The sequence below is a fragment of the Sphingobacteriaceae bacterium genome (assembly GCA_002319075.1).
Lineage (GTDB): Bacteria > Bacteroidota > Bacteroidia > B-17B0 > Aurantibacillaceae > Aurantibacillus.
Map to the genome: position 1 here is coordinate 3,239,082 of NVQB01000001.1, position 19,775 is coordinate 3,258,856.

21 protein-coding genes are annotated in these 19,775 nt (G+C 38.8%); 10 read left to right on the top strand and 11 right to left on the bottom strand.

Translation table 11 applies throughout. The features are described 5' to 3' along the window. Window position 1 precedes the first annotated feature (1 nt). From CNR22_14000 to trxA, 7 genes are all read right to left on the bottom strand, one after another. A complete protein-coding gene (locus CNR22_14000) occupies window positions 2-3,613 on the bottom strand; it encodes a histidine kinase (GenBank protein ID PBQ32837.1) in 3,612 nt (1,203 codons plus the stop codon). A gap of 8 nt (window positions 3,614-3,621) precedes the next feature. Beyond that, on the bottom strand, window positions 3,622-5,202 hold the full coding sequence (locus CNR22_14005) for a hybrid sensor histidine kinase/response regulator (protein ID PBQ32838.1): 1,581 nt from the start codon (window positions 5,200-5,202) through the stop codon (window positions 3,622-3,624). 171 nt (window positions 5,203-5,373) lie between these two features. Beyond that, the gene (locus CNR22_14010) at window positions 5,374-5,712 is read right to left on the bottom strand and encodes a hypothetical protein (protein ID PBQ32839.1); all 339 of its coding nucleotides are present in this window, start codon (window positions 5,710-5,712) and stop codon (window positions 5,374-5,376) included. A gap of 103 nt (window positions 5,713-5,815) precedes the next feature. Further along, window positions 5,816-6,778, bottom strand: a complete 963-nt coding sequence (locus tag CNR22_14015) for an ABC transporter permease (GenBank protein ID PBQ32840.1) — start codon at window positions 6,776-6,778, stop codon at window positions 5,816-5,818. Window positions 6,779-6,781: 3 nt separating this feature from the next. Further along, window positions 6,782-7,561: an ABC transporter ATP-binding protein gene (locus CNR22_14020; protein PBQ32841.1), complete on the bottom strand. Its 780-nt coding sequence runs from the start codon at window positions 7,559-7,561 to the stop codon at window positions 6,782-6,784. Between the two features lie 2 nt (window positions 7,562-7,563). Beyond that, a complete protein-coding gene (locus CNR22_14025) occupies window positions 7,564-8,358 on the bottom strand; it encodes an ABC transporter permease (protein PBQ32842.1) in 795 nt (264 codons plus the stop codon). Between the two features lie 130 nt (window positions 8,359-8,488). Next, entirely contained in the window at window positions 8,489-8,785 is a 297-nt protein-coding gene (gene trxA / locus CNR22_14030; protein PBQ32843.1) for a thioredoxin, read from the bottom strand. Between the two features lie 79 nt (window positions 8,786-8,864). Between trxA and CNR22_14035 the strand changes: the two genes are divergently transcribed. From CNR22_14035 to CNR22_14045, 3 genes are read left to right on the top strand one after another with little or no spacing between them, the layout of a single operon-like run. Further along, on the top strand, window positions 8,865-9,206 hold the full coding sequence (locus CNR22_14035) for a hypothetical protein (GenBank protein ID PBQ32844.1): 342 nt from the start codon (window positions 8,865-8,867) through the stop codon (window positions 9,204-9,206). Then, the gene (locus CNR22_14040; protein ID PBQ32845.1) at window positions 9,206-9,700 is read left to right on the top strand and encodes a YbhB/YbcL family Raf kinase inhibitor-like protein; all 495 of its coding nucleotides are present in this window, start codon (window positions 9,206-9,208) and stop codon (window positions 9,698-9,700) included. The genes CNR22_14035 and CNR22_14040 overlap by 1 nt, the downstream gene beginning before the upstream one ends. Window positions 9,701-9,755: 55 nt before the next feature. Continuing rightward, the gene (locus tag CNR22_14045) at window positions 9,756-9,953 is read left to right on the top strand and encodes a hypothetical protein (GenBank protein ID PBQ32846.1); all 198 of its coding nucleotides are present in this window, start codon (window positions 9,756-9,758) and stop codon (window positions 9,951-9,953) included. A gap of 64 nt (window positions 9,954-10,017) precedes the next feature. Here the strand turns inward: CNR22_14045 and CNR22_14050 are convergent, their stop codons facing one another. Then, a complete protein-coding gene (locus CNR22_14050) occupies window positions 10,018-10,893 on the bottom strand; it encodes a hypothetical protein (GenBank protein ID PBQ32847.1) in 876 nt (291 codons plus the stop codon). Between the two features lie 169 nt (window positions 10,894-11,062). Here CNR22_14050 and CNR22_14055 point away from each other — a divergent pair, with 169 nt between their 5' ends. The 5 genes from CNR22_14055 (at window position 11,063) to CNR22_14075 (ending at window position 14,422) form a co-directional block, all read left to right on the top strand. Then, complete coding sequence (locus CNR22_14055; protein ID PBQ34910.1) at window positions 11,063-11,446, top strand: hypothetical protein; 384 nt, start codon at window positions 11,063-11,065, stop codon at window positions 11,444-11,446. A gap of 152 nt (window positions 11,447-11,598) precedes the next feature. Further along, on the top strand, window positions 11,599-11,988 hold the full coding sequence (locus CNR22_14060) for a response regulator (GenBank protein PBQ32848.1): 390 nt from the start codon (window positions 11,599-11,601) through the stop codon (window positions 11,986-11,988). 4 nt (window positions 11,989-11,992) lie between these two features. Further along, complete coding sequence (locus tag CNR22_14065) at window positions 11,993-13,606, top strand: hypothetical protein (protein PBQ32849.1); 1,614 nt, start codon at window positions 11,993-11,995, stop codon at window positions 13,604-13,606. A gap of 21 nt (window positions 13,607-13,627) precedes the next feature. Beyond that, window positions 13,628-13,981, top strand: a complete 354-nt coding sequence (locus CNR22_14070) for a hypothetical protein (protein ID PBQ32850.1) — start codon at window positions 13,628-13,630, stop codon at window positions 13,979-13,981. A gap of 15 nt (window positions 13,982-13,996) precedes the next feature. Further along, complete coding sequence (locus CNR22_14075; protein PBQ32851.1) at window positions 13,997-14,422, top strand: two-component system response regulator; 426 nt, start codon at window positions 13,997-13,999, stop codon at window positions 14,420-14,422. A 6-nt stretch (window positions 14,423-14,428) separates the two neighbouring features. Here CNR22_14075 and CNR22_14080 read toward each other — a convergent pair whose 3' ends face one another. Beyond that, window positions 14,429-14,758: a hypothetical protein gene (locus CNR22_14080; GenBank protein ID PBQ32852.1), complete on the bottom strand. Its 330-nt coding sequence runs from the start codon at window positions 14,756-14,758 to the stop codon at window positions 14,429-14,431. A 247-nt stretch (window positions 14,759-15,005) separates the two neighbouring features. Here CNR22_14080 and CNR22_14085 point away from each other — a divergent pair, with 247 nt between their 5' ends. Continuing rightward, window positions 15,006-15,266, top strand: coding sequence for a hypothetical protein (locus CNR22_14085; GenBank protein ID PBQ32853.1), 261 nt, complete (start codon window positions 15,006-15,008; stop codon window positions 15,264-15,266). Window positions 15,267-15,270: 4 nt separating this feature from the next. Here CNR22_14085 and CNR22_14090 read toward each other — a convergent pair whose 3' ends face one another. Both CNR22_14090 and CNR22_14095 read right to left on the bottom strand, forming a co-directional pair. Beyond that, a complete protein-coding gene (locus tag CNR22_14090; GenBank protein ID PBQ32854.1) occupies window positions 15,271-15,768 on the bottom strand; it encodes a DNA-binding protein in 498 nt (165 codons plus the stop codon). 225 nt (window positions 15,769-15,993) lie between these two features. Next, window positions 15,994-16,806 carry a hypothetical protein gene (locus CNR22_14095; GenBank protein ID PBQ32855.1) on the bottom strand — a complete coding sequence of 271 codons (813 nt, stop codon included), beginning with the start codon at window positions 16,804-16,806 and terminating at the stop codon, window positions 15,994-15,996. Between the two features lie 321 nt (window positions 16,807-17,127). On the opposite strand from CNR22_14095, the gene cphA reads away from it, so the two are divergent. Further along, window positions 17,128-19,773: a cyanophycin synthetase gene (cphA, locus tag CNR22_14100; GenBank protein ID PBQ32856.1), complete on the top strand. Its 2,646-nt coding sequence runs from the start codon at window positions 17,128-17,130 to the stop codon at window positions 19,771-19,773. Window positions 19,774-19,775 lie beyond the last annotated feature (2 nt).

The following is a 19,775-nucleotide window of genomic DNA, read 5'->3' on the forward strand; positions in this document are numbered from 1 at the left end:
TTTATGCATAATTATCGTAAAGCCAAACTCTCAACAAGGATAACAACTGATCAATGTCCACCGGCTTGGTAATATAATCTGATGCGCCTGCGCTGATGCATTTATCGCGGTCGCCCGTCATGGCTTTTGCCGTTACTGCAATTACCGGGAGGTTGCGCCATTTCATATTTTCACGAATAATTTTAGCCGTTTCATAACCATCCATTTCGGGCATCATCATATCGAGTAACACTACATCCACTTCTGAATGATCGTTGAGTTTTTCCAGCGCTTCTTTGCCATTCATGGCAGTTATCACATTCATCTTTAATTTCTCGAGCGATTTAGAAAGTGAGAAAATATTTCTAACGTCATCGTCTACAATTAAAACTGTTTTTCCATGTAAGATTTCAGTGAGCACGCCTAATTTTTTGTAATCGTTTTTCCTTGGTTCCTGCTTTTTCTTTCCATCTACCACATGCAGGAATAAAGAAACTTCATCGAGCATACGTTGGTACGAGTGAGCCGTTTTTACAACAATAGAATCTGCATATTGTTTAATTCTCTGCTCTTCGCTCATCGACAAACTTTTCCCGGTAAAAATAATGATAGGCAGATTTTCCAATCCTGGATTTTTCTTGGCTTCCTCCAGCATTTGGTAAGAGCTGGCATCAGGAATTCCCATGTCGAGAATGACACAATCTATCTCATCCTCTTTAAGAGCATTTACGCTTTCAGGAACACTGTTTTTTACTTCAGAACTAATGTTGTAAGTCTCGAGGTAATAAGCAAGTGCCTTTGCATGTTTTGGATTGTCTTCTATGATAAGAACTTTTTTAGAGTTGCGGTTTAAAACATATTCAATCTTTTTAAAGATGCCGGGAATTTGTTCAAAGACCATTGGCTTGTTTATAAAGTCAACCGCACCTTTTAGTAAACTTTCATTCTTCACTTTGTATGAGGACATCATGTGTACCGGAATATGACGTGTTTGCAGGTCGTTCTTCAATTCATCAATCACTTCCCAGCCACTCTTCATTGGCAATTGTATGTCGAGCAAAATGCCAACCGGTTTGTATTTTTTTGCAAGGGGGTAACCTTCGTCGCCGCGCACTGTTACAACACCTTTGTATCCTTTTTTGCGGGAGACTTCTAAAAGCGATTTTGCGAATGGGGTATCATCTTCCACAATCAAAATCACCTTATCTTTTTCAGTAATGTTTTCGCGGTCATCCGGAACGCTTTCAGGAATGTTGGCAGCGATATAATTATCGAACTGCGCTTTACCTGTGGTGGCAGATGTTGGCATTGGAAGAAGGGATGGAACTTCGCTCAGATCTTCTTCAAAATAAGAATAGTCGTCAGGTTTTATAACAGGAACTCGCAAGGTAAACTCGCTGCCTCTATTTACTTCACTGGTAACATGAATGTCGCCGCCCAATAATTTTGTCAACTCACGACTGATCGATAAGCCTAAACCTGTTCCGCCGTATTTTCTGCGTGTAGATCCATCGGCTTGCTGAAAGGCTTCAAAGATAAATTGTTGTTTGTCTGCTGCAATACCAATGCCGGTATCTTTTACTACAAAACAAATCAAGGCGTTATTTACAACGCATTTCTTTATTTCAAGACTTACAGAACCTTGTGTGGTAAATTTAAGTGCATTGGATAATAGATTTTTAAGAATTTGTTCAACACGGCTCTTATCGGTTTGAATGCTGTATGGTAATTCCGGACTCACATGAACTTTGAAATCTAATTTCTTTTCTTTGGCAACTTCTTTAAAGAGGCCTTTCATATCTTCAGCTATGTCGTTGATGGGAACGTCGATGTATTCTAATTCCATTTTGCCGGCTTCAATTTTTGAAAGATCAAGAATCTCATCAATCAGTCCTAATAAGCCATTACCAGAACTTTGAATAACATTAGCGTATTCGATCTGATCCATGCTGAGATTTTTTTCATTGTTTTCTGAAAGTAAACGGCTCAGTAATAAAATAGAGTTGAGTGGTGTACGCAACTCGTGCGACATGTTGGCAAGAAATTCTGATTTATAACGTGTGGTTGTTTCAAGTTCCCTTGCCTTGCGCTGAATTTCCTGGTTACGCTCTTCTAACAATACCGACCTTTCTTCCAGCTCCTCGTTTGTTTGTTGCAGCTCTTCTTGTTGAACGCGCAGCTCCTCTTCTGAAGCCTGGAGTTTTTGTGACTGGGCTTCTAATTCGGCATTCAGATTTTCGAGTTCATTATGTTGTGCTTGTAATTCTTCTGTTTGTGCCTGTGTTTCTTCGAGTAAGTTTTGAAGTTTCGCATAACTGATGGCTGCATTGATACCAATAGCGATGGCTTCGGAGTTTTCATTCAAAAATTCAATTTCAAGAGAATCGGGTTTTCTTAACAAGCCGATCTCAACAATTGCGATGGTTTCATTATCATGAACTAATGGTACAATAACCAAAGAAACAGGAAGTGATTTTCCGAGAGTAGATTTAATAATAAAATCGGCGGGAAGATCTTCAACGATTTTTATTTCTTTGTTTTTTGCAGCCTGCCCAACAAGACCTTCACCAATTTCAAAATGCTGTGGGGCTTCGGTGATAGAGTAGCTGGAGGCCAGTGTAAAAGTGCCTGTGTCATTTATGTACAAGGTAGCGATTGGTGCATCGATGTATTCTGTGATGCACGTAATGAGTTTGGAAGCTAAGCGCTTAACATCCCGTTCACCACGAATGGCGTCACCAATTTTAACCGTGCCGTCCTGCAACCAACTTTTATTTTTTAATGTGTTGAAATTTGTTTCCAGAGAAACGGCCATACTATTAAGAGCAGTAGAAACTCTTCCCAGTTCGTCGTCTTTGGCATCTTTGCTTCTTATAGTGTAATCACCATCCGAAAGTTTTTGCGTAACACTTTCCATTACAGTGATACGGTTGGAAGTTTCCTGATATTTTTCTTCGTCTTCTTTTTCTTTTTTTACCCGCTCGTCGAGATCGCGTTTAATTTTTACATACGAGAACAGGGTAATAAGTATAGAAATAAGTGCTGCAAGAATAACAAGGGCGGGAGTAAAACTGGTGTAGGTTTCAAGTTGCCCGGTACGAATAATCAGCAAATTACTTTCTTCTTTTTTAATGCGGTTGGCAAAATTACGAAGGTCATCCATCATCACTTTTCCTTTCACCATTTCATTGTACATTAACGACGAATCGTTGGCAAAGCGGAGATTCTGTTTTTTAGAGACATCGATAACACGTTGCATCTGATCGAATTTATCGTCGATCAAAAATTTCATTTCAGCAATATTTTTTTGTTGCAGGGCATTGTCTGTTGTCAGGTCCTTTAAATTGCTGGCGCTTTCTAAAGCTTTTGACCTCGCATCATTGTAGGGTTCAAGAAAAGCCGGATTATTTGTGAGTAAATACCCCCTTTGCCCTGTTTCCGCATCCTTTAAAGAGGAGATGAGATTTTCAGCTTCTATAAGCACTGCATTGGTATGGTTAACCCATTGCGAACTATCCACTAATTTTTTAATACTATATATAGCCGAACCGATACTGACTACTAAGAGTACTGTTGAAATTAAGAAGACGATTTGAAGATTCCGGATAACTGAGTTGGATGAGTTTTCTGGCATAGTAGGATTTAGTTATTGATAGAATTATTTTTTACGGGCAAAATTAAAGTGAATACAGAGCCCTGTTTAACTTTACTTTTTACCTGGATAATACCATTGTGTTTTTCAATTATTTTTTTTGTGATAGCAAGTCCAATTCCTGTGCCTTCATATGTGTCGCGTGTGTGGAGGCGCTGAAAGATAACGAAAATCTTTTCAATAAATTCTTCTTCAAAACCAATTCCGTTATCCTTTACATGTATTCTGCAAAATTTTCCTTCAGACAGTGCAGGAGCTCCAGCATCTTTTTCATCGGAAAAGTCGGCCGTGATACTAATAACAGGCGGCACACCTTTCCTGGAGAACTTCAAACCGTTACTGATAAGATTTTGAAATACCTGCCTGATCTGGCTTGGAATCGCATCTATGACCGGAAGATGACCCAAAGTAATGCTTGCGCCTTTTTCAGAAATGCTTATTTCAAGATCAGATATGATTTCTTCTAAAATTTCGTCCAGCTTGGTGGGTTGAAATAAGGAAGAGGCAGAAAGGCGCGAATAGTTTAAGAGATTATCAATGAGGTCTGACATCCGTTCCGACGAGCGGATAACCTTGTCGAGAAGCGCATTCGCTTCTTCGTTGTTTTTTAGAAAACGGTCTTTGATCAGGTAATTAAAAGTCTGTATTTTTCTGAGAGGTTCTTTTAAGTCATGTGATGCCACCCAGGCAAATTGCTGCAGTTCGTGATTACTGGTTTCAAGTTCTTCGTTTTTTTCAGTCAGATCCATCGTCCGCTCTTTTACTTTTTGCTCGAGTAAATCGTTCGCCGTTTTTTGCTGGTGAATATCCATGAAGGTTCCCACCCATTTTAAAATTTCTTCTTCTTGTTTTATAGGTTTAACTTTAAGAAGATAGTACCTGTAAGAGTTAGTCTTTATTTTTTTCAGTCGAACTTCGCTGGTATATTCCTGACCCAAAGCAAAAGCTTTTTCCCAGTTCTCACAAACACTTTCGTCTTCGGGATGCACTTCCGGAAACTTATCAGAGACTTCTGAATACTCGTACCACTGATCGTTAACGTAATCTATTTGCCCGTTTTTTTTAACGGTGAAAGCTATAAGGGGCAGCGATTCCATAACAGAGCGCAACTCGTTGATGTTTACAGCCAGCTTATCCTGGGCTTCTTTGCGCGACTCAATTTCTTTTTTTAAAGAAAGTTGAATACGGTTAAGATCTTTGGTTTGTTCTGAAAGTTTATAGAAGGTTTTTACTTTTAAAAGGAGAACATCTGGATCAATTGGCTTCGTTACATAATCTGTCCCGCCAGAGGTGTAACCTTTAGTGATGTACTTTTTGTCTTTGTTAATTGCCGAGAGAAAAATAATCGGAGTATCTTTTGCCTTATTAAATCCTGAAATAGCTTCGGCTACTTCAAAGCCGTCCATATCGGGCATCTGCACATCGAGAAGAATGAGGGAATATGTGTTTTTCAGGACTTTTCTTAATGCTTCTTCACCTGAGCTCGCAGAATCTACAGTAAAATTGTGCAGATTTAAAAGGCTTTTAAGCGAGAAAATGTTGTCAGGTTTGTCGTCAACAATAAGAATCATTTCCAAAAATAGAAAAATAAAAATAATAAGATGTGATATTTTTTTCTTTTAAAAGAATGGGTCGCAGAAGGTGTAAAATATAATTGTGCCAAACTTATGCGGTGATGAAAAAAAAGTATAAACCGTTAAGTATAGGGAGGTTAAAATTGATCCTGATTTTTATTGCTACGCTTAGTTTCCAGCCAGGCCGGGGAAAAATTTCCCTAGCCGGTCAAAAAGGGTCCTGCTTTTATTTTTTGTTTCCTTAGCCATGTACCAAACGGCGAATTTAAAATTTTCAAAATGTTCAATTTCTTTACGATGAATTATTTCGACGCGGAATGGGGGTTGCTGAATATCAGTGTCCAGCACAAATGAAATGTCATCGGTAGTTTTCGCAGATAACCGAACGCACCGGTTATTGATGTCTGAAATAGTCACTATAAAATCTCCGGCGTTTGTTGATTGTTCGGTTTCTTGCAGACCAATGAAAAGTTGAATACTCCTTTCTTTTGGAGCGAAAAACAGCAACGTGCGAAAACGAATTCTTGTTGTAGGACACGGTAATGTCTTTTCGGACAAGGGTTTTAGTAAGCGTTGCCATGAGTGTTGCAGAAGAAGAGATCATAGGAGATTATTTTTTCTCTTGTTTTGCCTTTTTCTTAAAGTATTTTTTCAGTAAAAAACTATGCTGCGCCGCTTCCAGGTCTTCGTCTAATTTTTTGGAACCGCTATCGAGGTTTTTTAACGTGGATTTTAAATGTGCGCCTGCCTCCTCGTCATGTAAAATAACACCGGCGGGAGTTTTCGGATTTCGTGTTGCACTGTTAAGACTAGACACCATTGCTGCCGCTGTATCAGTGATCACATTTAATTTGGCCACCGATCTTTTTAAAGAACTGTAAACTAAAGTATCTGTTACTAATTGATTGGCAAGTGTTCCTTTTTTATTTAATCCGGATGTAAATCCGGATAGGGAAGTCATTACCTGGTTTGCTTTGTCAGATGCGTTTTTCAGGGAATTGCCGGTTGCTGTAAGATTGTTATAAAGCGTTTCGTCTTTAATAAGTTTTCCAATGCTTCCTTTTCCATCACTTAAATCCTGGCTTATCGTTTTTAAATTGCCGGTTATAGAAACAAGATTTTTATTGTTTTCCTGGAGCGTATTCATCATATCTTCTGTAGAAAAAGTCTTTTCAACACTTAAAGTGTCGTTCTCCTGAACAGCCATAGCTGTTGAACTTCCACCATAGATAACAAGAATTTTATTTCCGATCAGTCCATCCGAACTTACTTTTACTTTGGCATCTTTACGAATGTATTGCTGGGCTTTTTCGTCTATGCTCATGATCACACGAACTTTGGCGTCGCCGTAAAATTCTACTTTTTTAATGGTTCCAATCTTCACACCAGAGAACCAGATGTTGTTGCCTTTTTGCAAACCGCCCACATCATCGAATAAAGTGGTGACATGTAACTTTGTCGAAAAAGTGGAGTGCAGGTTTCCTATGGTCAAAATTCCTGCTATTAAAAACAGAATTCCTACGAGTACAAAAACGCCTACAATGATTGCGCGTTTATTTGGTGATTCATTCATGATTTACTGTATAAAATTGTAATTATAAAAACTTTGTATGCGTGCTTCGGGATGATCAAATACTTCGCCGAACGTTCCTACTTTTAAAAAAATTCCGTCAAGCAACATAGCAACACGATTGCCTGTTGCTTTGGCACAAGTGAGATCGTGAGTGATAATGATGGAACTGGTTTTATATTTTGTTTGAACTTCATTAATCAATTCATTTATTTCGATGCTGGTTATAGGATCCAGCCCCGATGTGGGTTCATCGTACAGCATGATCTCGGGTTTTAAAATCAGAGTTCTTGCAATACCGATCCTTTTTTTCTGTCCACCGGAAAGATCGCCGGGCATTTGATTTATTTTGTCACTCAACCCTACAGCGTCCAGAACTTCTTCAACGGAAGTGTCGATTTCTTTTTTGCTGAGGTGTTTAAAATTCATGCGCAGGGGAAATTCTAAATTTCTACGTACATCCATGCTATCATATAAAGCACTGTTTTGAAAAGAAAAGCCGATTTTTAAACGTAAAGCATCGAGTTCTTTGGGACTTAAATTAGCAACATCCTGTCCCAGGACTTTTACGTCTCCGGCATCTGGTTTTAATAGTCCGACTAAAATTTTGATGAGTACAGATTTTCCGGTACCTGAACGGCCCAGCACAGCAACGTTTTCGCCGCGGTAGACATCAAGGTCAACTCCTTTTAGAACTTCTAAAGGGCCAAAAGCCTTGTATAATCCACGAATGGCTATAACTTTTTCGTCCTTATTAATGATGTCTTTATCGTGATGTGTTTCCATAACTAATAAAGTCTGATCCAGTTACTAACTTGTACAATCACTACTTCTTCAATAAAAACCAGGAACATAGATAAGACCACGGCCTGGTTTGCCGCTTTACCAACACCTACAGTTCCGCTGCTTGCATTGTAACCTTTATAACAACCTGTCATGCCTATAGTAAAACCAAAAAAGATAGATTTTACTACTGAAGTAAAAATGTCGAGAAAAGTAATGGTTTCAAATCCGTTTTCGAAAAAACTAAAAATACTGGTCGATTCGTGTCCGTTAATATTTACAAATGATCCCAGCAAACCCACGAAGCCGCAGTAGAGTGCAAGGACGGGAATTGTGATAGTACTGGCAAGTACACGGGTTACAACTAAGTATTTAAAAGGATTGATGGAGGAAACTTCCATAGCATCGATTTGTTCGGTAACACGCATAGATCCTAGTTCGGCGCCTATACCTGAGCCTACCTTGCCAGCACAAATCAGCGCAGTAACTAATGAAGCAAGGGCGCGTAAAATGGCGATGGAAATAAGCGATGGCAACCAGGAAGTTGCCCCGAAAGTTTCCAGAGAAGGACGAGATTGTTTGGTAAATACTATCCCGGTAATAAATCCTGTTAATGTAATAAGTGGAAGAGAGCGTAATCCAATTTCAAAACACTGATTTATAACTTCCCTGAAATGAAAAGGTGGTTTAACCACTTCTCTAAAGAAGCGGCCAATAAACTTATAAGTTTTTTGAACGCCTAAAAAATAGTCGTCCAGTCCTTTTGATAAAACGTACTGTCTTGTTTTGGAATTACTCATACAAGGAGTGAAATGAAATTTATATGCCAGTTGTTTATCAGTTTGCTCCGTTTTATTTTGCACCTCCCGTTCCACACTTTTCCCAGATGGGAAATTTTGGGGAACTTGTTGCGCTAAACATTTAAATAATTCAAATAAATTTTTCTATTTCAGCCAGTAAATGATTTCCGGGCATAGCTCCCGATTGCTGCCAGAGTATTTTACCTTTCTTAAAAAGGATAAGCGTAGGTACTGAGCGCACATTGTAGGCATTTGCCGCGCTGGAATTTTTATCAATATCAACTTTAATGATTTTGGCTTTACCATTGAGTTTAGAAGCTACTTCATGAAGCACGGGTGCCATTGTTTTACAGGGTCCGCACCATTCTGCGAAAAAGTCAACCAGCACAGGTTGTTCTCCGTTAATAAGATCGTTGAATTGAGACATGTTGTTAAGTTTAAAATACCTTAGTAAAAAGCGTGCCAAAGCCTTGACAATTAAGTGATGGCACGGTTTTTTCAATTAGATGGATACAAGAAAAAATACTATGAGCAAATTAATCGTAACAGCCTGTTTTATGTTTGGAACAATTTGTCTGAACGCACAGGATGAAAAGAACATGATAGAAAGCAAACAAGACTCGGTTTATTGTTTGGTGATGAAAGACGGACTTGCTGTATTAACAAGCAGTTCGGGCAGGGTAATTACCAATGAGATTAGCATGTCTAACGGCGCAAAATTAACTCCCAAAGGTGTGCTGACGAAAAAAGACGGTAAGCAAATTATCATGAAAGATGGTGACTGCACCAATACGCTGGGTGAGCCTATGCAAGGCAATGCCACACGAGAAAAAATAAAAAGGAATTAATGATACGTTTGTGTACATTTTTTATAGCCTTATATTTTGGCTATAAGCAGGTTAATCCTGGTCTTCTGGTGCAAAGCACTTCTTTTGCAAACACGCACTATATTCCGTACCGTTACACCTGTGATGGAGAGAATGTGAGTCCTGAATTACGTGTTACACAGATTCCAAAAAACACAAAGACACTGGCTTTAATTTTAATAGATAGTAGCGCAGCCTTTGGTGAGTTTGACCATTGGGTAGTATGGAATCTTCCGCCAACCGCTAAGATTGCCGAGAAGAGCACTGCAGGTGTTACAGGCCGCAATAGTCGCAGAGAGAATAAATACATGGGACCCTGTCCTCCCAACGGAATCCATGAGTACCGCTTTCGCCTGTATGCTTTAGATACAGAATTAGAATTGCCCGATAGTACCGGAAAAGAAAATTTAGTGAAAGCCATGCAAGGGCATGTTTTGGCAAGTGGAGAATTGGTGGGAAAATTTCAAAGGCAGTGATCTCAAAATTTATTGGCATCGTGTTTGCCCTCTCTGAGGTAAGAGACAATAAATTATGAAGAAGATCAGTTTAATCATTACAGCAATTGCACTAACACTCTGTGTAGCCTGCAATGTGAAGGGCGCCAGGGCAGAGGAAGATGCATACAATCCTTACGATACAAGCGAGCTTGAAAACGTTAACTCGGTATCGGATACTTTATATTCGATAGATACCGTCATTAAAAATTTCAAGTTGCAGGAGCTAAAATAATAGCAATAAAAAATCCTTTCATTAAAAAGCCTGACAAACACTTGTCAGGCTTTTTTGATGTATGTTATTCGTAATAAGCCCGATTTCTTCCAGTGTAGGAAGAGCGATCGTCGTTACTTTGGTTTTCACTGTAACGTCCATGCGCCGTTGCATCGTAACCATGCCATTCGCCTGAACGATTTCTGCCGTTATATTCTCCATAAGACTGTTGGTCTCTGTTATTATTTTGAGAACGGCCGTGGTAGCTTTCATTGTCTGAACGCGAAGCAGAAGAGTGTTTTCCATCATAGCTGTTTCGCGAGCGTTCGTTGTTCCAGTTTCTGCCAGCATCCTGAGAGCGGGAATCAGAGTGTTGAGATTGATATCCGCGGGTATTTTCACGTGGAGAATTCCATGTGTTTCTGCCGGATGTTCGTTGCGAAGCGTCTTCGTACGATGATCTTCCGCCTCTTTGTTCTGGTGCAGAACTTCTTCCCTGGTATTGGGAAGTGCTCGTGTCTCTGTAACGGCGGCCATCATTGTCGTTTATAGTACGCGATTCGTAATGACTGTCGTAATCACTGTTCCAATTGTAATTTGAAGGTCGTGGATCGCTGTACTCATCATTGTAACGGCCGCGATCGCTAAATTCGCTAGTGTAATCCGGATTGTAGGACCGGTTGTAGTCGTGACTGTTATAACCGCTGCGGTAATTTCCCTGGTCGTATTGATTTCTGTAGTTTCCGTTGTCATATTCATTCGTGAATTCATATCCCCGATTTTGATTTTGAGCATAATCAGATTCAGAAGTGTAACGATCAGTAGTAGTGCTATAACTATTCGGATTGCGATCGGGGTTACTGTCGTGATCGCGCGAATAATTCGATTGGCCTTGGTAGCCGCTGTTGGAATTCCCATTATGAGATGGAGAATGGTGCCTTGATTGATTTCTGTTTTTCATAAGTTATGAGTTTTATCGATTTCCTTACAGTGTCCGGCTTTCCTTGTCCAGACTGCAATTGCGAAATTAATTTGCAAACCCTGTTCCCTATAGGAACGGGCGCAAAAAGACTGTTTTCTGGCGAGATTGTTGGACGTACTGGCATTTTATTTGCACACTCTCTAGCATGATGCAGCTAATTGATCAACTGATATGGTTATTTTTGATTGCGCTACCTGTGGCAGTAATTGCCTGGACCGTTACGCATGAAGAAATATTTCGCGAGCCCCACGAATGGTGCGTGGAAAAAAGCAAAAAAAGCAAGTATATGGTTCAGCGCAAATTTTTTTATGTGTGGACCTGTGAATACTGTTTCAGTTTTTACGTAACGGCTCTGATACTGTTTATTACCCGTTTTAAACTTTTATTCGACGACTGGCGGGGGTACTTAATTTCTGGTTTCGCTTTAATTTGGCTGGCCAATGTTTACATGAGTCTTTTCTTTTTACTTCGAACAGGAATAAAAAAAGAGGGCGTCGAAATTAAAATAGAAGAAAAAGAATTGGAAAAGTGATCAGACCCTTGCTCTTTATTGGCGATATCTGCAGCCGATGAGCAAATTATTCCCCAGAAAAAAATTCTCCAAATAGCGTGCCAGTATTAATTTAGTTTTCTATACTTTTTATTCGCCATATCTTATATCTTTGAAATAATTAATATTTTCTTATGCTGGTTTTTTTGGTGGATGACGATTATGAGGATCATGAAATTTTTGAAATGGCTTTTAGTAAGGCTGTCACCTCACATCAACTTGTTACTGCAGAAAACGGGATAGAGGCGATAGAAAAGTTTAAGCAGGACAAAAGTTTTAAGCCCGATATTATTTTTTTAGATGTGAACATGCCTCGCATGACCGGTAAAGAATGTGTTCATGAATTGAGAAAATTACCTGAACTGAAGAACATACCAATGATTTTATATTCTACCCACGATAGTCAGAAAGAAGTTATTGAAGCGCAACGCGCAGGAGCTACAGATTTTATGACTAAACCAGCAAGCATATCCGAGTATACACAAGCCCTCCAGGAGATTGTAAAGAAGCATGTGAAGTCATAGTTACATGATGGACACAAAAAATAGTTTCATAGGTAATGAACAGAGAGGCGAAGAAAAATACAATTATCTTTTCGCAAATCTCCCTGTGGCCATGTGTACATGCGATACAGAAGGGTATATTACCGGCTACAACGTAGCTGCTGCAACACTTTGGGGAGCTGTGCCCGCCGTGGGACAAGACAAATGGTGTGGATCTGCGAAGATGCTGATGTCGGATGGTTACACGGAAATACCCCGTGAAAAATCTCCCATGGCCCGGTTTTTAAACAAAGAAAAACAAACCGACAAAGAAATAATTATTGAAAAACCAGGAGGCGAAAGATCTTATGTGCAAACGCATTTAGTGCCAACCTATGATTTACAAGGTAAATTATCAGGAGCCATAAATATGCTGACTAATGTAACGGAACAACGCTTAGCTCAAAAAGCCATTGATGAAAATCAGTTGTTATTCAGAACTATTTCAAACTCGGCACCTGTTGGATTATGGATGACAAATGCCCAGGCAAAATGTTCGTACGTAAATCAAACCTGGGTAAATTGGACAGGGATAAGTCTTGAACAGGCTTTGTCTGAAGGATGGTTTAAAAGAGTGTTAGACGACGATAAGTCTGATATGCTAAACCAATTTCACACTGCTTTTGAAAAGAGAGAATATTTTAGCGGTGAGTTTCGTTTGAATCGCGCAGATGGCGAGTTGCGGTGGTGTCTTACCGAAGGCTATCCTTTTAAAAACATAGAAGGCGAGTTTAAGGGTTACACCGGGTCGGTTACTGATATTACCGACAGAAAAATTGCACAGAATGAATTAGAAAAAATTATTGCAGAGCGCACCAAAAGCTTGATTGATAAAAATGAAGAATTAAAAAAAAGTGAAGAGAAATACCACCGTATGACGGAGGAAGTTCAGGACTATGCTATTATTTTATTAGATAAAGAGGGTACGATATTGAATTGGAATAATGGAGCGAGAAAAATTAAGGGCTACCATGAAAGTGAGATTGTAGGGAAAAATTTCAGGATTTTTTATTTACAGGAAGATTTGGATAGTTGCCTTCCTGAGAAGCTTATTTCGTCGGCTGTAGAATCGGGCCGTGCTGTGCATGAAGGTTGGCGTAAACGTAACGACGGCACTAAGTTCTGGGGAAGCATTGTTATTACAGCGCTTCATGATGAAAAAGAAAATATTATTGGATTTTCAAAAGTAACGCGTGATCTTACAGAACGTAAAAAATCTGAAGATACAATGCGTCAGTATATGACTGAGCTTGAAAAGCAAAACATAGAACTTGAACAATTTGCTTATGTTTCTTCTCACGATTTACAGGAGCCGCTAAGGAAGATCAGAACTTTTTCAAACCTTTTGGAGGGTGAAGTAGAAAATGTAAATCACAGAAACTATCTTCAGAAAATAAATTCCTCTGCCGCGCGTATGTCGGAGTTGATAAAAGATCTACTAAGTTATTCGCAACTTAACAAGGAAGAGAAAAAATTTGTTCCCGTTAATATGAACCAGATTCTTGAAAATGTGAAAACGGATCTGGAGTTAGTTATTGCTCAAAAAAATGCAATTATTGTAAATGATGAATTTCCAATGGTTGAAGGCCTGAAATTGTAATTCAACCAGCTTTTTCTTAACCTGCTCAGCAATTCTTTAAAATTTAATACCGGACAGCCCAGAATTAGCATTACTGTTCAAGCGGCAACTTTGCACGAAATTACCGCTTCAGACCTGGATTCAAATTTGTCGTATGTAAAAATCAGGTTCTCCGATAATGGTATTGGTTTTGAACCTGAATTTTCAGAACAGATCTTTACCATTTTTCAACGTCTGAATACCAGGCAAAAATTCAGCGGAACAGGTATTGGTCTGGCTATGTGTAAGAAGATTGTTGACAACCATCATGGCTCGATTAAAGCAGAGGTAAATAGTGAACAGGGCGCCACATTTGTTGTTTATTTACCTTTAAAACAAGAAATATCCCAAAAATAAAATTAATTTCATCGCGTGGAAGAGCTAAAAAATAATTCTCATATTATCATTGCAGACGATGATCTGGATGATCAGTACATCATTAAAGAAGTTATTGAAAAAATGAATGTAAAGCATGAATTTATCTCGGTTTACAACGGGCTTGAACTCATTCATCTTTTAAAAGGCACAGGAAAAACCGGCGAAAAAATTATTCCCGGCTTAATTATCATGGATTTGAATATGCCTTTGTTGGATGGCCTGGGCGCGTTAACTCAGATTAAAGCTAACGAAGACCTTAATCATATTCCTATTTATATTCTTTCTACCAGTCGTTTTGACTACGACAGACAAAGAGCTCTCGAATTGGGAGCAAATGATTTTTTTAGTAAGCCCTATAAATTCGAAGAACTAAAAGAAATCATTAAAGAAATCTATACAAAAACTTTTACGGAATCTTAATCCGCACTAATTTTTCTTTTTCCTATTTTCAGTTGAACTGCTCTGTGTAGAAGGAGTAATTACAGGCTGCGGTTGACTTGGATAAGTTGTGTACGAACCATTTGTTCCGGGATTTTGTAAAGCAGGTTTTCCGGGTTCTACAGAGTATGAGCCACTGGCGCCCGGAACTGTGGAGTTGGAAGGATTAGCCATATTGTCAGCAGGAGTAGAAAAAGTTTGTGGTGCCGGCGGCGTTGTGTTTGCTCCGGTGTTTGGAACATTTGAAGATGCGGGAGTTGTTTGTGCCGTTAGGGCGGTTGTTGCTGCGAACGCACACAAGAAAAAAAGTTTTTTCATAAGAGAGAGAATTAATATCTATAAACGAAAAAGAAGCGCAAAATTCCGGGTTGAAAAAAGTATTACTATTTATGTAATCCCGGTCAATAACGCTTCAATTCCGTCGCTTTACTCTATCAAATTACATACCTGTAAGATAAGGCAATGCTTATTCAGGCAGGAATAAATATCCTTGATTCTCCGCGCTATGTAGAATAAAATCCTTTTCAACCCCTTGTTATAGTTGGCATTAGTATTTCAATAGCAAATGAAAAAAGAAATGGTTTTCAGTATGACCCAATATAATTCTCTTCAGCTTTACCAGAAAGCTGTGGTGCTTGGTGATGAAGCCGTTTTTTTAATGACCTTAGAGAAAAATGACATTATTTATGCCTTGTATTCTTTTTGTGGATTTTATATTGAGGTGCTCTTAGACCAGGAAGATAAAAGGTTGATCGATATCATTGCCTTTAGACAATTAAAAACAATGGATAAATACCTGGACAATATCACCCTTGTAGGTTTTTAACTGCTTATTCCAGATCAAGAACGTCTGCTCCAAGAACTTCGTCTTTCCTTCGCTCTAAACGTTTTTGGTAAACGCAGATCATTATCTCTAAGGAACCCGTACTCACTTCTGCAGACATTAAATGTCCTGCACGTGCCCTGAAATTTTTGTCTCCTCCTACACCGTGAGCGTGAATGGAAGGTTGACCGTTTTGCCAGGCAATACTTCCATCCAGGGAAGCGAGTTCCATATTTTTAAACATCTGTTTTTTATATGCCTTTTTCTTGGCATTAAAAAAACCAAACTCAATATTGGCAAAGCCCAGACCTGTAAAACTTGCTGAGGGAATATTTTCCTGCGTTGCGAGAGTTTTTAATTCTTTAAAGAGGGAATCGCCTTGTTTTAAAACCATGAGGTAACCACCCGTTACTCTAATGTACTTTGGTGCGGAGGGTGTTTGCGCAGAGAAATTTGGGCTTGAAAATATAAGCACAATATAGAAAATGTGAAAGATTAGGCGCATGAGTTTAGTCGTTTGAATCCGTAAATTTTTCGTGAATGCTGTTTCCCAGTAGCCTGAAGCAAACCAGGATAAGAATGGAAGTAGCGGTTAAAATTTTTAAGAATTTCACTTTAGTGGTTTAACTTGTGTTTACGTTATTACTTGAACTTTAATAGAACCCCTATCAACTAAACAACAAAAACCACCCTAAGGTGGCTTTTATTGTTTATGGTTGTTAGCTTATGTTTAGTTAGCAATAACCAGGTATTTTGAAGCGCTCCAGAATTTATCAGGATTAGTGATAGTAATAGAGTTGTACATTTTATCTGTTTTGTCAACAGTGTAAGAATCGCTTGGGTGAGTAGTTACCATTTTCATACTCTTGCTGTTAACAGGAATAGACATAGTTTGAGTGTAGTCAATTTTAGTAAACATACTGTTATCTAAGTTGTCACTTAATTTTGCTGTTTTACCAATTCCTAACAGACCACCTTTTTTGTCAATCAGATTTGCTTTTTCAAGATCTTTTGAATGACCTACGATGTAATAAGCAGTATGTAATTCATTTGTTCTATCGCTGATTGTTTGTTGGTTAGCTGCATTCTGCATGTTTAAAGTATCCACTGTAGTTTGCAATTGTGCAACTTGAGCGTTTAAAGCATTTAAACGATCGTTTAATTCTGCTAATTCAATATATTTTTGATTTAATTGATTCGTTAAGGTTTCAACGGTTTTTTGAAGTTGTGAATTTTTCTTATCAGAACGGCTTAAACGACGATTTAAGTCTTTTAGTTTTTTATTGTTGGCATCCATCAATTCATTGATCGCTTTGATCTCTTCATTGATACGTGCTTTTTGATCTGCTTTTAAATCCGATTTGTTGGAGTTCATCGTAATGATGTTTTGTCTGCGGCTTACAGAATCAAGATTACGCTCAACTTCATTGAAAGAAGACATGAAATCATTTACTGAAGTTTCGCGTTCATCAATAACTGCCATTAATGAATCTCTTTGGCGAATAACTCCTTCATCTTGTTTTGGGTCTTTACACGCTGTCATCATCATCAGGGTAGACGCGGCAATAAAAATGTAATTTTTCATAGTTGGATTGTTTTGATTTTTTTTGATTTATTTTTTTCCTGATTTCGATTTTTAGGAATACTCTCTTTATAAAAATCTCATGCCAAAATTTAACATATTGGGAACTACTTGATTTTATTGGGTAAACGGGTATCTTAAAAATTTATTGGGAAAGGGATTCCACACTATGAAACGGGGAATTGTTGCGAATCCCCAACCCCATTTTTCTATATCTAATAAAATCAGCGAGATAAAATGTGGCACGAATTTTTCTCTCTATACGCGCACTAAAGCAATCTTATGAAGATCCTGGAAACTAAAATTTTAAAAGGGCCCAATTTCTGGTCTAACTACCGCCACAATCTTATTGTACTAAAACTCGATATCGGCGAGTACGAAGAACTTCCAAGTAATAAAATAGAGGGATTCTCTGAACGCATGGAGGCTATGATACCCTCGTTATTTAGTCACCGTTGTTCTCAGAGCTACGAAGGTGGCTTTTTTGAGCGTGTGAAGGAGGGTACCTGGATGGGACATATTATTGAACATATAGCTTTGGAAATTCAATGCTTAGCCGGCATGGAAGCTGGTTTTGGCCGAACACGTTCGGCTGATGAACACGGAGTTTACCACGTAATTTTTTCGTATGAAATTGAATCGGCTGGCCTTTACGCAGGAGAAGCAGCTCTTAGAATAGTAGAGCATTTAATTTCAGGCGAAGCTTACGACATAGCAAATGATATTGATGTTTTAAAACGCATCAAACTGAGAAAAGGATTTGGTCCAAGCACACAATCGTTAATAAACGAAGCCAGGCGTAAAAATATTCCGGTAAGAGGAATGGAGAACGGATCTCTTATTTTATTGGGACAAGGAGCGAACCAAAAGATGATTCGCGCCTCAATGACCTCTGATACCAGCAGCTGGGGAGTTGAGATGGCTTGTGATAAAGAGGAAACAAAAAAAATACTGGATAAGGCATACATTCCTGTTCCTAAGGGAGAGGTTTGTCGCAGTGAAGAAGGATTAAAAGAGATCATTGCGGAAATTGGTTTCCCGGTTGTGTTAAAACCTATTGATGGAAATCATGGGCGCGGCATTACTACAAACATCACAAATCCTGATCAGGCTATCGCAGCTTTTGAAATTGCCAAAACTGTTTCTGATGAAGTAATTGTAGAAAGATATATTGTTGGTGACGACTACCGCTTTCTGCTTGTAAATTATAAGTTAGTTGCTGTTGCCAAGCGCACCCCGGCAATGGTTATGGGCGATGGACATTCAAGCATTCAATCTTTAATTGATCAAACGAATGCCGATCCAAACCGTGGCGAGGGTCACGAAAAAGTAATGACCACTATTAAAGTAGATAAGGTAACTGAGACTATTTTAAAAGAAAAAAATCTGAGCCTTGATCACATCCTGCCGCTTGGAGAAATTTTGTTTTTAAAAGACACAGCCAATATCAGCACAGGTGGCACTTCTACAGATATGACTGATAACGTTCATCCTGCAAATGTTTTTATGGCTGAACGCATTGCAAAATTGATGAAGCTGGATATATGTGGAATTGATATTGTGGCAAAAGATGTTGCGCTTCCTTTCAATCAGGACAATAACGGAGCTGTCATTGAAGTAAACGCTTGTCCGGGTTTTCGCATGCACTTAAATCCTTCTAAAGGACTTGCGCGTAACGTTGCAGAACCTGTAATTGATATGCTTTTTCCAGAAGGCGGAAAATCTTCGAGAATACCCATTGTTGCTATTACGGGAACAAACGGAAAAACTACCACCACGCGTTTAATCTCTCATATTGCTAAAGTGGCGGGACATAAAGTAGGGTATACTACCACTGATGGAATTTATTTGCAAGATCATTTAATTCATTACGGTGATTGTACAGGAAGCCAAAGTGCCGCCACGATTTTAACCGATCCAACGGTAGATTTCGCAGTGCTGGAGTGCGCACGTGGAGGACTTCTTCGTTCAGGTTTAGGATTTGACCATTGTGATATTTCTATAGTTACCAATATTTCAGAAGATCATTTAGGTTTGAAAGGAATAAAAACGCTGGAGGAAATGGCCAAAGTAAAATCGGTTGTTCCAAAAAGTACTTTTGATCATGGTTATGCCATCTTGAATGCAGACGATGATCTTGTTTATGGAATGAAAGACGAACTGGATTGTAATATTGCCTATTTTAGTATTGATGCAACTAACGAGCGTATTAAAAAACATTGCGCTAATGGCGGACTCGCGGCAGTAGTGGAAAAAGGATTTTTAACTGTGTGCAGAGGAGAGTGGAAGATTCGGGTACATAAAATTGAAAGTATTCCGCTAACGGTTGGTGGAAGAGCAGAATGCATGATCAAAAATATTTTACCGGCTACACTTGCAGCTATCATTCAGAATTTTAAAATAGAAGATATTCGCCAGGCTTTATTAAGTTTTATTCCTTCGCCCGAATTAACTCCAGGACGTATGAATCTTTTCAATTTCAAAAATTTTGATTTGATGATTGATTACGCACATAACACCGCAGGCTTTATGGAATTGAAAACCTTTATGGATAGAACAAGAGCTACTAAAAAAACCGGCATCTTCACGGGTGTTGGTGACAGAAGAGATGAGGATATCCGTAACCTGGGTATTATAGCGGGCCGTATGTTCGACGAAGTTATTATACGCCATGATAAGGACATGCGTGGAAGGCCACAGCAAGAAGTGACAAACCTGGTAATTGAAGGATTAAAACAAACAAATCCGGATATTTCTATTCTGGTAATTTCCGATGAACATGAGGCGGTAGAACACGCTATCAATCATGCTCAGCCCGGAGAATTTATTGTGGTTTGCACCGATACTATCAACGAAAGCACAGCGTATGTAAAATCCCGTCTACAGGAAGAGACAAATAAAAGCAATCTGGTGCATGCTATTAATTAAGC